The sequence below is a fragment of the uncultured Tateyamaria sp. genome, from assembly GCF_947503385.1.
Classification (GTDB): Bacteria; Pseudomonadota; Alphaproteobacteria; order Rhodobacterales; family Rhodobacteraceae; genus Tateyamaria.
Genome location: NZ_CANNDO010000009.1, coordinates 110,001 through 123,299 on the forward strand (window position 1 = coordinate 110,001; position 13,299 = coordinate 123,299).

12 protein-coding genes and 2 pseudogenes (1 of these 14 cut by a window edge) are annotated in these 13,299 nt (G+C 58.9%); 10 read left to right on the forward strand and 4 right to left on the reverse strand.

Going from position 1 to position 13,299, the window contains the following annotated elements:
* Together msrP and Q1A85_RS20630 are read right to left on the reverse strand one after the other, a co-directional pair.
* Window positions 1–124: the 5' portion of a protein-methionine-sulfoxide reductase catalytic subunit MsrP gene (gene msrP / locus Q1A85_RS20625; RefSeq protein WP_299694166.1), read on the reverse strand. It extends 779 nt beyond the left edge of the window; only the first 124 of its 903 coding nucleotides appear in the window; it begins with the start codon at window positions 122–124; its stop codon lies off the left edge, out of view.
* A gap of 75 nt (window positions 125–199) precedes the next feature.
* Window positions 200–1,693, reverse strand: a complete 1,494-nt coding sequence (locus Q1A85_RS20630) for an FMN-binding glutamate synthase family protein (RefSeq protein WP_299694169.1) — start codon at window positions 1,691–1,693, stop codon at window positions 200–202.
* A 247-nt stretch (window positions 1,694–1,940) separates the two neighbouring features.
* Between Q1A85_RS20630 and Q1A85_RS20635 the strand changes: the two genes are divergently transcribed.
* The 10 genes from Q1A85_RS20635 to Q1A85_RS20680 all read left to right on the forward strand — a co-directional run bounded on the left by Q1A85_RS20635 (window position 1,941) and on the right by Q1A85_RS20680 (window position 12,578).
* Entirely contained in the window at window positions 1,941–2,426 is a 486-nt protein-coding gene (locus tag Q1A85_RS20635; protein ID WP_299694172.1) for a fasciclin domain-containing protein, read from the forward strand.
* A gap of 102 nt (window positions 2,427–2,528) precedes the next feature.
* The gene (locus tag Q1A85_RS20640; protein ID WP_299694175.1) at window positions 2,529–3,371 is read left to right on the forward strand and encodes a ParB/RepB/Spo0J family partition protein; all 843 of its coding nucleotides are present in this window, start codon (window positions 2,529–2,531) and stop codon (window positions 3,369–3,371) included.
* Between the two features lie 633 nt (window positions 3,372–4,004).
* On the forward strand, window positions 4,005–4,169 hold the full coding sequence (locus Q1A85_RS20645; RefSeq protein WP_299694178.1) for a hypothetical protein: 165 nt from the start codon (window positions 4,005–4,007) through the stop codon (window positions 4,167–4,169).
* Between the two features lie 72 nt (window positions 4,170–4,241).
* Window positions 4,242–5,483 (forward strand): hypothetical protein, encoded by a 1,242-nt coding sequence (locus Q1A85_RS20650; RefSeq protein WP_299694181.1) that lies wholly within the window; start codon window positions 4,242–4,244, stop codon window positions 5,481–5,483.
* Window positions 5,483–6,841 carry an MATE family efflux transporter gene (locus Q1A85_RS20655; RefSeq protein WP_299694184.1) on the forward strand — a complete coding sequence of 453 codons (1,359 nt, stop codon included), beginning with the start codon at window positions 5,483–5,485 and terminating at the stop codon, window positions 6,839–6,841. Before Q1A85_RS20650 ends, Q1A85_RS20655 begins: the two co-directional genes overlap by 1 nt.
* Window positions 6,834–8,030: a PQQ-like beta-propeller repeat protein gene (locus Q1A85_RS20660; RefSeq protein ID WP_299694187.1), complete on the forward strand. Its 1,197-nt coding sequence runs from the start codon at window positions 6,834–6,836 to the stop codon at window positions 8,028–8,030. The genes Q1A85_RS20655 and Q1A85_RS20660 overlap by 8 nt, the downstream gene beginning before the upstream one ends.
* A 37-nt stretch (window positions 8,031–8,067) precedes the next feature.
* Complete coding sequence (locus Q1A85_RS20665) at window positions 8,068–9,819, forward strand: M3 family metallopeptidase (RefSeq protein ID WP_299694190.1); 1,752 nt, start codon at window positions 8,068–8,070, stop codon at window positions 9,817–9,819.
* Window positions 9,816–10,481 carry a class I SAM-dependent methyltransferase gene (locus Q1A85_RS20670; RefSeq protein ID WP_299694193.1) on the forward strand — a complete coding sequence of 222 codons (666 nt, stop codon included), beginning with the start codon at window positions 9,816–9,818 and terminating at the stop codon, window positions 10,479–10,481. Before Q1A85_RS20665 ends, Q1A85_RS20670 begins: the two co-directional genes overlap by 4 nt.
* Entirely contained in the window at window positions 10,478–11,227 is a 750-nt protein-coding gene (locus Q1A85_RS20675; protein WP_299694196.1) for an SDR family oxidoreductase, read from the forward strand. The genes Q1A85_RS20670 and Q1A85_RS20675 overlap by 4 nt, the downstream gene beginning before the upstream one ends.
* Window positions 11,228–11,354: 127 nt before the next feature.
* Window positions 11,355–12,578: an aminotransferase class III-fold pyridoxal phosphate-dependent enzyme gene (locus Q1A85_RS20680; protein WP_299694199.1), complete on the forward strand. Its 1,224-nt coding sequence runs from the start codon at window positions 11,355–11,357 to the stop codon at window positions 12,576–12,578.
* 277 nt (window positions 12,579–12,855) lie between these two features.
* Here the strand turns inward: Q1A85_RS20680 and Q1A85_RS20685 are convergent.
* Window positions 12,856–13,037, reverse strand: a pseudogene (locus Q1A85_RS20685) (IS5/IS1182 family transposase); the annotation flags it as partial.
* A pseudogene (locus tag Q1A85_RS20690) lies at window positions 13,030–13,299 on the reverse strand (hypothetical protein); the annotation flags it as partial. The pseudogenes Q1A85_RS20690 and Q1A85_RS20685, both read right to left, overlap by 8 nt.

Genomic DNA, 13,299 nt, shown 5'->3' on the forward strand with positions numbered 1-13,299 from the left:
CCGCCCCGGCTGCGCCGATCAGGCCCAGACCCAATGCACCGCCCATCAACTGGCGGCGGTTCATAAAGGCGGCGTAGGGTGTCGCGTCCGCGCGGGTCAGGTCATTCTTCCAGCGATGGGCCATTCAGGTGCTCTCCGATCATGTTCCGGTCACTCTGGCACATAGATGGGATAGCGTGTCCGGCAAAATGATATCACCTCACGGGCTTGTCACCGACTTGTAACTTGGCGCAATCGTGTTCAGCGGTTTGGACCGGCCATCGCCCTGCACAATCCGCACATGCCGCCGCCGCATCATCCGTGGCTCGGCCACGCCAACGGAATGGGCGATGGTTTCGACCTCGTGGATGATCTCGCGCGCATAGCGGGTCACACGTTTTTCCTTGTCTTCCACCACAAGGCCCTGCTGGAACCGCTTGTCATGGGTGGTGATGCCCGTGGGGCAGGTGTTCTTGTTGCATTTGAGCGCCTGAATGCAGCCAAGGCTGAACATGAAGCCCCGCGCCGAGGTGATGAAATCCGCTCCGGCTGCAATGGCCCAAGCCACATCGCCGGGGTTCACCAGCTTGCCACTGGCGATAATACGGATGCGATCCTTGAGACCCGCAGCATCCCGCAGGTCCACGGCCGCAATCAGCGCCTCGCGGATCGACATGCCCACCAGATCAATCAGCGGCATGGGGGCGGCACCGGTGCCGCCCTCGCCCCCGTCGATGGTGATAAAATCGGGCGCGCAGTCCGCCCCGCGCCGGTTGATGGTCGCGAACAGATCTTCGATCGGGGCTTCGGCCCCCATCACCGTCTTGATCCCCACCGGCTTGCCCGTGACCGTCCGCACCCGGTGGATGAGATCCAGCAGGTCGTCCCAGTCGTCGACCTCCGCGTGCCGGTTGGGCGAGATGCCCGCCTGCCCAACCCGTAGGCCGCGGATGTCTGCAATCTCCGCCGTCACCTTCTCTGCGGGCAGGATGCCGCCCTTGCCGGGCTTGGCCCCCTGCGCCAGCTTGATCTCGAACATGCGCACTTGGCTGTGCGCTGCCACCGCGCGCAGCCTGTCGTCGCTCAGATTGCCATCGGCGTCCCGCACGCCGAATTTGGCCGTCCCGATCTGAAAGACGATGTCGCAGCCCCCCTCCAGATGCATCGGGCTCAGCCCGCCCTCGCCCGTGTTCATCCAGATGCCAGCCTCTTTCGCGCCGCGGCTCAAGGCCCGCACCGCCGGTTTGGAGATCGCGCCATAGCTCATCCCCGAAATGTTGAAAAAGGATCGCGCGGTATAGGGCGCCGCTGCACCGGGTCCGATCACCATGGGGGCGGTGCGGGCATACTGATCTTCCAACGGGGGAAAGGCCGCATTGATGAATATCGGCGTCCCCGGCACCGACAGGTTCCGCGTCGATCCAAAGGCCACCGTCAGGCTGTGCCCCTCGCCCGCCCGCTTGACCCACTCGCGCTGTGCGCGGTTGAACGGCAATTCCTCCCGGTCCATCGCAAAGAAGTACTGGCGAAAGAACTCCCCCAGCTGGCTGAACAGATGCCGGAACCGCCCGATCACCGGATAATTCCGCCGGATCGCATCACCCGTCTGCACGCGGTCCACCACGAACATCACGATCAGCCCCGCAACGATCAGCCCCACCACCAGCACAAACAGATAGACAAACCCCTCCAGCACCGACATCGCAAATCCCATCACACCGTCTCCTCAACCCGCGTCGCCGCAACTGTGCAAACCCCGCGCGCCGGGCACAAGCCACCAGCGGATTTTTGCCAGACTTAACAAAGTCGTGAGTGGACGCCCGCAACAGCCCCGGCTTAGGCATTCCGGCCCCTGTTTCAAGGCCGCGTGGAAAAATTTCCCACTGATCCAGACCGGCCACCGCCACGTTTCCCCATTGATGCCACACTGGCGCATCGCTCAAACCTTGGGAGATACTTTAATGATCCGCACAACCCTTCTGGCCTCCGCCGCCACGCTTGCTTTTGCCACCGCCACACTGGCCGGCGCGAAAAAAGACATCGTGGACACCGCCGTGAACGCAGGCTCCTTTGAAACCCTCGTCGCCGCCGTGCAGGCCGCTGGCCTCGTCGACACGCTCAAGGGCGACGGCCCCTTCACCGTCTTCGCCCCCACAGACGCAGCCTTTGCCGCCCTGCCCGAAGGCACCGTCGAAAACCTGCTCAAGCCCGAGAACAAGGACATGCTGACCGCAATCCTGACCTACCACGTGGTGCCGGGCAAAGTGATGTCGACAGACCTGCAAGACGACATGGAAGCCGCCACCGTGCAGGGTGAATCCATCACCATCGACCTCGACAACGGCGTGATGGTGGAAAACGCGACCGTCACCTCCGCCGATATCGAAACCTCCAACGGCGTGATCCACGTGATCGACACCGTGATCCTGCCCGACGCGGCAAGCTGATCCCGGACCCAAGACCGGAGGGCACCGCCCGGTGCCCTCCGCCACCGCGCAACACCCCGCGCACACGCCTCATACTGCACCCCAGCAACCATGAGGCCCCCCATGACCGATCCGCTCCGCGACATTCCCGTCACCCAGATCATGCCCGACGCGCTGCCCCGCGACCGGGACATCCACGACCCCGAGGCCACCGCCGAACTTGAGATGTCCATCGCCCTCGAAGGGCTGCGCCAACCGATCGAACTGTTTGAACTGTCCGAACCGCATGAGGGCCGCCGCTATGGCCTCATCTCGGGCCACCGACGGCTTGCCGCCTGCACCGCGAACGGCTTTGACACAATCGCCGCCTTCCTCCGCCAGCCCGCCGACATCCCCGCCGCGCTCGCCAGCATGGTCGCCGAAAACGAAATCCGCGCCCAGATCAGCCCGTGGGAGAAGGGCCGCCTGATCAACCAATGCCTGCACAACGGGCTCTTCGAGACCGAAGACGACGCCATAGAAAAGATGTTCCGCGGCCTGTCGCGCCAGAAACGCACCCGCCTGCGCTCCATTGTCATGGCCGTGCAATGCTTTGACGGCCTCTTTGCCACACCCGAACGCCTCAGCATCGCCCGCATCGAACGTCTGGCGGCGGCCATGCGCGCCGGGTGGGAAGATTTGCTGAACGATGCCCTCCGCACCGCCCGCAGCGACACGCTCGCCGGTCAATGGGCGGCCCTCGAACCCGTGATTCACGAGGCCCTAAACCCAAAATACGAAGAAACCGCCCCCGACACCCCGACCGCCCCCCGCCGCTCGATCAAGATCTCCCACAAACTGCAAATCCGCCGCGAATACGCCAAATCCGGCTGGATACTCCGCTTCTCCGGCCCCGAAGCCCGCAGTCCGGGCCTGATGGATGATGTGATGGAGGTGATCGAACGCACCTTCCTGCCCGGCGATTGACCCCGCCTCAGGTCATCTTGCCCCCAACCCCACCCCCAAGCGTAGGGCGGGCTTCAGCCCGCCTTCACCCAAAGCAACAGACCGTCAATATCACCAAAAGAACCGGCAAACCCACGCAGACAGCGGACACAGCAAACCCGGACTCAAAAGCGGCGTGGTCTGGTTTGCAGTGCAGGGTTTTCCAATAGTGTCGATTGGGTCCCGCGTCGTGACAAAGACGGCCGTTCTTGATGACCTGATGCAGAACCAGGGGCGATGTGCCTTGATCGGCCCACCTGAATAGTCCCCGTGACTTGTGAGTGCGGGACCGGACGGAACTCGTCCCGTTTTCGGCAAGGGCATAATGCGGCCTCTCGGGGCCTGCGGGCGATACCCACGCTTCCGCCTCGGCTGAAAGGATGAGTCGCTCAATCTGGTAGCCGGTTGCCAAAAATCGGGTCTACGTGACCAAAATATGGGCATCGATTCAGTTAATCGGTGTCGCGCGGGATCGTTGCAGGCGGATATCAGCGCAATTATCCAAAAATTCTATCGTGAGTTGTGATTTGAAAAAACTCTGCCATGGCTAGAGGTGTTGCTTGCTTACGTTGTTCAGCGAAGTGCGCAACGTCAACTCAATAAAGGAGAACGACGATGCTTAAGTTTACAACCGAAAAAAAGCCTGCTTTCTTTGGTGCTTCTTCACCTGAGCTGTTCTTTGAAGCAGAAGCAATGGAAACCGAAACCATTGTTTCTGATCAGACCGTCGAAATCGACGTCGATGCAGAGCTTGATGAACTGCTGAACGAAGACGCCTGAGCAAATACCTGCGGGTAGCGTTCTGCGCTATCCGCACCTCAGAGTTTCAAAGAACATTAGGAGTAAGCGAGAATGCTACCGGTCAAAAATTGCTTTCATTCCTTGATGATAGATGGAACAGTCTCCGATTTTTCAGAAACTCAACAAGACCTGTTTTCCAAAACTTGTCTTGAGCAATTTTATAGCCGCCCAATTGGCCAATACGGGTATTGCCTGGGTCAGGTGTTTGAACCTTACGTTTTGGCTGAGGTTGCGCAACTCTCAAATATGCGCCGCAATACTATGGAAAAAACTCTCCCAGATTCGTCCAAATTGTTTTTGGAACTACGTACGCTTGTGGAAAACAGTGCAAGCGCAGCTATTCCCGATATCACCAATACGGCATCGGCTCTCGTCAGCCTGTCACGTTTTGAATTGGCCCAAAAACTACTGAATCGCATTCCAAATGACCAGATGTCTGTGCGCGATGCATTTGAATTGGCGATGCTGGAGTTCATTATCGCCAATCGCCTGGACGACCGGCCTATGATGGCGCGGTGCTATGACACCATGCAACAGTGCCTCATGACGGATCAAATCCCCCCGCACCGTGCGCTAAGCGCGGCATCCTCGGCCGTGGTGTGGCACATGAAAGTGCAATTCCTGAGCGACGCGGGTTATCGCTGGTTTGAGGCGCTTGGGCAGAAGCTGTCGCGCGATCCGGACAAGGTAGATGCGGGCGCGCTCTCAAGCTGGTATCGAGGCATTGCAATGGTACCCGCCGCCAGAGGCGACCGCTCCGGCACCCGGGATTACATGCTGGCGGCTTACGCCCACGCGCAAGAGGCCATCGATCTTCGTCCCACCTACTACGAGCTGAACCTGAAAAAGACCTATTTCGAGTCCACTTTGAAAGAACACATGTATGTAACGCGAGATTATGACGCTGCTCGGGATGTTGCCACCGCCCTGCTGGAGCTTGACCCGATCTGGTCGGCCAGCCACGGCGAAGTCGCAGAATGCCATGCGGCCTTCGCAAATTTCGAAGCGGCCGCGACGTCCTTTGAAACGGCTGCACGGCTCGGGCCACCTTACTTTGCGCATCATCTGTTTGCCGCGGGTCAAATGTGGGAACGCGCAGCGAACGAGGATCGCGCGATGGAAATTTACAACTTCCTGCATGACTTTGAACCGGCCAACAGTTCGGTGATCGTTGCCGGGGCGCGACTGGCGAAAAAGACGTCTGGCACTTCGGCGCGCAGCTTCATCACGGCGCTTGAAGGGCTCGGCAGTCTGTCCAACGAACAACGCGCCTATCTGGACAATGTCGCCTGATGAAGGCTGCGCCTGAACATACGAGCGCCACTCGCAAGAACTTTGTCGGATATGCGCTCGTCGATTTCTGGGCCGGTCTTATCATTGTCGGCTATGGTGCCATTGACCTGATCATGGTCGGACCGTTCGGGGCCACGCAGATCGCGGCAGTGGGGCAGGCCGACCTGTTCGTCACAACTCTGTTTGCCGGTGTCTTGGGGTTCTCCGACAGCTTTGCCGCACGTCTTGCCAAGGCAGAAGGTGCCGGGTCACTAGGGCAACGGTTCCTCCCCCTCGTCGTGGCCATCCTGTGCGTTGCAATCGGCCTGAGCGCCGCGCTGACATTGATGCATGATCTCGTCGCGCCGTTCTATCAACTGGCTGGTCAGGTCGAAGAGCTGGTCGCGCCAATGGCGGATTACTCGGTCGCGCGCCTCTTTGGGGTCGGGTTCTTCTTGGTCTATTGCGCGGCGAACCAGACCTTGCGGATTGCAGGGCACAAAAAGCTGATCCTGATCGTTCTTGCCGTTGGCATGGGCAGCAACGTCGTCTTCAACGCGCTCTATCTATACGTGCCCGGAATGCTGGCTTTGTTCCCATCGCCCAGCGGTGCAGTCGCGTGGGCAACCTTCTCAGCCGAGATCGTCATGGCGACAACGGCGGTGGCCCTGTGCCTGAGCCGCCTGCGCAAGCGTGTCGTGTGGCGGCAAGACACAGAACGTGGCTGGCTCTGGTCGGAGGTGATACCGATCCTCTCCAAGGGGCCGGGGATCGGGGTGCGGCGCCTGAATGACTACCTGTCCGCAATTGTTCCACTCATGCTTATTGGGACAATCAGTGTGGGGGCAGTGGCCGCTGCGGCCGTGGCGACGCGCATCTACATGATCTTCTGCCGCATTCCGCAGGCGTGTTTTGCATCCAGCTTTGTCCTCTATTCCTATGCCTACGGGCGCAGCGCGCAGGAGGCGACGTCGATCATTCCGCGCCTCACCAAGTATTCGGCGGTTGCGACGGTGGCCTCTCTTGTGGCCACCGCAGCCGTTCTGCCCTGGCTCGATACCATGCTCGGGGCAGAGATCGACCACAGCCTCGTCATTTGGCTTTTGGTTGCCTACCTCATCCCCCTGCCCGCGTATTTTTACGAACAGCTTTACGCGCAAATTCTGGTGGCAAAGGAAAAAAGCAGCGTTCTGTTTGTGGCATCGACCGGGACCACTTTCCTTTTGACGATTCCACTGGCGTGGTGGGTGACGGCGCAATTTGCCGATCCGTTTTGGATTCTTGCATCCCGCTGGCTTGGGGCTGCCATCATCGCCATCGTGTTCGTCGCCGCAGCAAAGCAGCCGGGCCCAAATATGGGAGAGTTGCGCAGTGTTTGACGAAGGCGCTGATTTTCGCCATCGCGCGCAAAAGCTACAGGCCATGGTCAAGGGGTCTGGCAATCAGATCGACTGGTGTCACGAGCCGGTGCTGTGCGGGCACCGCAGGATGCGATTTTACAATGCCAAGCTACAACGCGATATCGCAGCGCCCATCAGTGCAACCCCAACCATCATCCGCCGTGCGGGCGTCATCGTGGCGAGCGATGACGGCTACGTGCGCTTCTTCGATCCGATGCTGTCCAAAGCATATTGGGAACACCGTTTGAACGCAGGTGTTTATGCTTCGTTGGTTGTGGATGATGACCGGGAGGCTGTGATTGTCGTTACCACAAAGGGCGAGGCTGTCGTTTTCGGGTACAAAGGCGACATTCGCTGGCAGGCTGACGTGGGTGTGCCTGTTTTTGCGACCCCGGCCCTATCACCCGGAGCCGACGTGCTTGCCATTGCCGGGTTTCATCATCAGGCCATCGGGTTTTCGCTTGCGACCGGGGAACGCCTTTACCAATCAGACCTTCCGCCACCCTGGGGAAAGGCATTCGGCGCTCTTGCAGCCTTTCGAAACCCCTATGCCAGCCCGGTAATCACAGACGGCGGTATGGCAATCCATTGCTCCGGTCACAGTGTTGTCGCACTGGATCGCGACGGCGCGCGCTGTTGGGTCACGGAACTGCCCGCAGATATCAAGGCATCGCCGGTTCTGCTGGAAAGTCTGGCCAAGGTCTTTGTCACCGATGTCTCCGGTCGGGTAACGGCGGTGTCGCTGCACACGGGCGACGTGCTCGACCAGCGCGATCTTGGCGGCAAGGTCACGGCAAGTCCGGCGCTGTCTCAAGGCATTATCGCCTTTGGGCGCAGCAATGGGCGTGTGATTGCATTATCCGCCAAAAGCCACGAGGTCGCCTGGACCTCGGAGTTTGGCGCGCCGCGCGATTATTCATCCTTCACGACCACGCCATCGGGCGATTTCGTGGCAACGGCGCAGTCGGGTAACGCGATTTGCCTATGTGCCCAAACCGGCGCGTTTTTGTGGGAATCCTCCCAAGTTCTCGGGCTCGCGGACCACGCCCCCCCGATGAACATAACCCCCGTCGTTGGCGGCGCGCGTCACATGTTTTGCGGGTCCTATGATGGGAACCTGTATCAATTCTCTTTCCCCGACAAAATCAGAGGTCCCCATGCAGATTGATCCGCTTGCCCCCCCCGCAAGAGACAGCTTGTCATCCATGCGCACCTCTCTTGTGACCATGCGCAAGCGTCTGGATGCGCTGTTGGGTCAGCCCATGGCCGAACAGGACCTCGTCGAGATCACGGCGATCTTCAACAATGTGAGCTACATCTTTCTCTATCTCGAGGCCAATGACACGCTGATCGACTATCAGGAACTGCTGCCCCACCGCACAGATTTTTTCAAAAACGACGCGCTTGATCAGCAACTTCTCGACCGGATGCAGGCGGTCGCGTTCGACGACCCGGAAGTGGAATTGGCCCGAGAAGACTTCATTGAGCAGATCGAAGCCAAGCATCGCGAAACCTATGACTGGGCGGAAGAAGAGATTGAGGCTCACAAGCAGGCTGCAAAGGACGAGGTGGCGGCGCTTGGCCGGGATCAGAAAGAGCTGTTGGAGAAAATCTGCAAGGGCGACATCTCGCATCGTCCTTCGGTGATCTATTACCGTCTGATCAGCCGGATGGAGGACAGCACACGCCGCGACAAGCTGGGCAAACTCTGGAACCGGCTGACGGATCAACGCGGCGAGCGCATTGCGCCGCATGTCGATGCGATGATCAACGTGCGCCACAAAGTCGCCGCGCTGCGCGGTGATCGGTCACCCTTGGCCGAAACACTGAACCGTTGCCGTGTCCACGAAGACGATATCGAGGCGTTTCTGCACAGGACGCTGGCCAAGGCAGTCGAGGCCCATGGCGACGTCGTTGCCGACATTCAGCGGGTCGTGGGCCCGTGTGATGATCCGATGAACAGTTTTGGCTATTACATGCGTCGCAAATTTGTCGGGGATGCCACGCCTTTGTTTGACCTAAGCGCGTGCGTCGAATTCATCTTCAAAGTGGGCAAAGCCGTCTTCGGGGTCGACTATCATCTGTCACCGGACTCCACCGATCAGGTTTTGAAAGTGGATGTGTTTGACTGTGACCAACAGGTTGGTCGGATCAACTTTGACCTCTGGGTCATGCACGGGAAGGACCTTGGGGCAAATCATACCTTGCTGGTGCGCAACAGGGGGCAGTGGGGGCATATAGAGCAATTGCCAGAAGCCTATGTCGCCTGCCGCTTTGTCCCCACCAAGGACCGCCCCTCGCAGATCAATTTCCAGAACGTTCACAGCCTCTATCACGAGTTTGGCCATGCGATGAACCACCTGTTGCTGCGCGAGCGGATTCCCAGCAAGTCAGGGCTGGAGTATCTGCCGATCGAACGGTTGGAATTTCTGAGCATGTGGGCGGAGAAGTGGGTGTATCACCCGGCCTTTGGCCAAAGCCTCGGATTGTCCAACGCGGCCCTTGCCGGCCTTCAGCAAAGCCAGGTGGTCAAGATCACCGAATACCGGCGCACATTCGTGGAAAGGGCCGTGATTTCCGTGATGGATTTCGCGCTGCATCGATACCCGGGGGTGACCCTGTCCCAGCATTTCGACGCTCTGGACCGGGCCTTCGGCGTTGGCCAGCACGTGAGGCTGAGCGAGTTGGTCGGATACTTTACCTGGCCGATGTACATCGCCAATCCGGGTGGCAATTTCACCTATCTTTGGGGCGCCGCGCACAGTTGTGAAGTGTTCGAACACTTCATGCCCCATGACCTCAATAGGATCGCAGGTATGCCCCATCTCGCTGACCAGCTGGCATCGTGTTTCGACTTTGCGCTTCCATCGCACATCCCCGACATAGAAAGCCTCTACGCCTTTTACGCCGAACGTCCGGGCAAACCTGCCCAGACGCCTGATCTGGTGGCGGTATGAGTGCGGCCACAATCCCAACGGCCTACATCCGTTCGGTTCTGCCTCCACGCGATGAGGTGCTGGACAAGGTGCTGCGCCATTCGCTCCTCGATAAACGGATGCCGGCCATTCAGGTGGATGACAACGCAGGCCGCGTGCTGCAATTGCTCACCGCCATTCACGCCCCCCGGAAGGTCATCGAGATCGGTGCGCTGTTCGGCTATTCGACCATCCATATCGCACGCGCACTTGCGCCCGGCGCGATGCTCATTGCGCTGGAAATTGACGCGGCGGCGGCGGCGTTGGCACAGCAGAATGTCGACGCTGCGGGCTTGGGGGATCGGGTGTCCATCGAAAACTCCGATGCCATAGAATACTTGCGCAATTTGCCTGCGGAATCTGTGGACATGGTGTTCGTGGACGGCGCGAAACACGACTACCCCAATTACCTCAAACATGCGTTCCGTGCGTTAAAACCGGGTGGCTTGCTGATCGCCGATGACGCATTTGCCCAAGCCGATTTCGCTGCAGCCGAAGGCCTCGACGACAATGACGTCGAGCTGCGCGGGATAGAAACCTATAACCGCGTCGTTGGACGCAGTCCCAAATTGTTCTCCGCCTTTCTTGGCACGACAAACGGCTTTCTGGTCAGCCGCAAAAACGCTCCAGAGGACCCGTCGTGAAAAGTGTTCTGATCACAGGGGCCACAAACGGACTGGGCGCCAGCCTGACTGCCCAGTTTGCGCAAGCTGGCCTCGACGTCGTCGCGATTGGGCGCAAGCCACACGAAAGCGCGAACATGCCGGACGGCGTTCGTTACATCCGCGCCGACTTTGCCAAGGTGGACAACGTCACGGACCTCGTCGAAGAGATTGGGCACTGCCCGGATTGCATTGTGCCCGCAGCGGTCGCGTATCCAAATCAGGACATTCTGTTCACAGATGTGGCTGAGCTGGAAAGCTACTATCGCGTCAACGCCTTGATCCCCACTGCGCTCTGCGGTGCTCTGCTTGAAAGGCGCGCACCGGAACAGTTTGCCGCCGCGATCTTCATCGGGTCGGAATCGACCTTTGCAGCCCATCGCGGATCGGCGCTTTATGCCTCCACCAAGGCCGCGTTGCGCGTCCTGTATCAGGGGTTGGCAGATGCAAACCGATCCAAGAATGCCGCCATCTCAATGCTCATGCTCGGCCCCCTCGCGAATGAAAAAAAGCTGTCAGAACTAAGCACTCTGGCAAAAGAGAAAGGGGTCAGTGACAGCGACATCACCAAGTTGTTCCTGCGCAAATCGAACCGCAATCTGGTGATCGACGAGTTGATTGATTTTGAATCCTGCCGCACCTGCATCGAACATGTCTTTGCGCTGGGACCAATCGCCAATGGAATGATGTGCCGACTGGATGGCGGATCATCAGGATCCCTGATCTAGCCCGAAAAGGGGTGAACCCATGAACGTGCAAGCCAAATCCGAACACAAGTCCCGCCCGAAATCGCGCCGCGCAATCGAGGTGGCGCGACACGTCATCCCGGCTGGCGTCAACACCAACTATCGGCGAATGCGCAATTTTGAACCGATATACATTGATCGGGCCAAAGGCGCGTGGGTCACTGATATCGACGGCAATAGCTATTTGGACATGATGCTTGGCATGGGGTCGGCATTGCTTGGCCACGGCGCTGACAGCGTCACCAAGGCTGTTGCGACCCAGATGCAAAAAGCGGCGTCTCCCGGCTCAACTCTGCTTGAGGCGCGTGCCGCAGCCAGAATCGTAAAACATGTGCCTTGCGCCGAACTGGTACGCTTCACCTGTTCGGGGACCGAGGCAAATTTGGGCGCACTGCGCGTGGCGCGGGCTGCCACCGGGCGTTCGACCATCATCAGGTTCAACGGGCATTACCACGGCAGTGCCGATGAACTTCTTGGCGGGGTTCCGGGGGGGCGCGACGGAATGCACGCCCTCGCCACCGAGACACCCGGCGATGTCTACAGCAGTATGGTCAATACCGCCGGGCGGCATCCTCAGGTCTTCGAGCAGGTTTTGATGCTGCCGTGGAATGACGTCGAAAGCCTGAGACGCTGCATGGACCAGCATGGGCACTCCATTGCGGCCATCTTGATGGAACCCGTGATGCTCAACAATTCAGGTTGCCTGCCACGTCCGGGTTACCTCCAAGCTGTCCGTGACGTGTGCGACGAATACGGTTCCGTTTTGATCTTTGACGAGGTGCTGACCGGGTTTCGTATGTCGCTGGGTGGCGCGCAAAAATCGTTTGGCGTTACGCCTGATCTTACCGTTTTGGGCAAAGCCATCGGCAATGGCTTTCCAGTGTCAGCGTTTTGCGGAACCAGACAAGTGATGTCTCCACTCGTCGAGAACAGCGCCGTCATCGGGGGCACGTATAATGGTCACCCGCTGGCCATGGCTGCCGTTTGCGCGGCACTTGATACGCTCGCAGATGAGCAAAATACCATGTATCTCCGGTTCAGGGACCTAGACGCACAATTCCGAGAGGGATTGATGCAACTGGCCAAGCAGCACGGCCACAGCATCCACATTCATGGTTTTCCGGGCGCGTGCGTCGTCAACTTCTCCGACACGCCGATTTTGCGGCACGAGGAGAAAACCCAAGACAGCTTCGCGGTCGAGGCTGCATTCAACAGAAATCTCGTACGCCACGGTGTTTTGTCAAACTTTCGGCTCAGCCTCTCGGCGGCCCATACCTCTGACGACATTGATTATGCGTTGAAAATAGCCGCCAAAGCGTTCTCCGATTTGTAGTATCACAGTGCCCGTCCGTAGAACCTGATCTGCCACGTCAGTGCATCGCCCGTTACGCTGCACAAACATCATAACGCCGGTGAGGACGGGCCCAATCGAGGCGGTGCTTTCGGCTGACGGCCCGGATGTCCCGCAGTGTCGCGTTGTGGATCGCCCTTATTGTCTTGTTGTCGGCATTCGCCCGAATGTCAGGTCTCACAACCCGTAAATGACCCGTACGGCGCGTGCGGTTCTCGCCGTAACGAAAAGATCAACCGGACCTTCCTCGCATTCGCAGATGGTACAAGGTTTTGTGTTCGTACCGCCGTCGATCCGGCCAATCAAGCGTCCAGTGCGATTGATAAAGATTATTCCACTGAATACGCGTCGATCATCAACGCGAGGGTCGCCACGTGCCTTGGCGAAGAAGGGTTCGAAATGCGCCATCTGCGCATCTGACTGCCCGGACAGATCAGACATGGTCACCGCTGGTCTTGGAACCGTGCATCAGGTGCCAGGCGAAAATCGCGGGGTCCTGAGCCTGTTCCGCGCAGGTACTACTACGTTTTTTAAGTAAGGGCATGGCGGCAACCGCAGCGAATGTCATGTGTGGATGGCTCCTGCATAGCAAGACTTTTTTGATCTGATTTGTGCATTTGTCAGAAGCAGTCGTGTGTCCGGCCTGTTTGCGCGGTTTTGACCGCTGGCCCTGATGGGTTCCGCAAACCAAGTCCCTTACGGC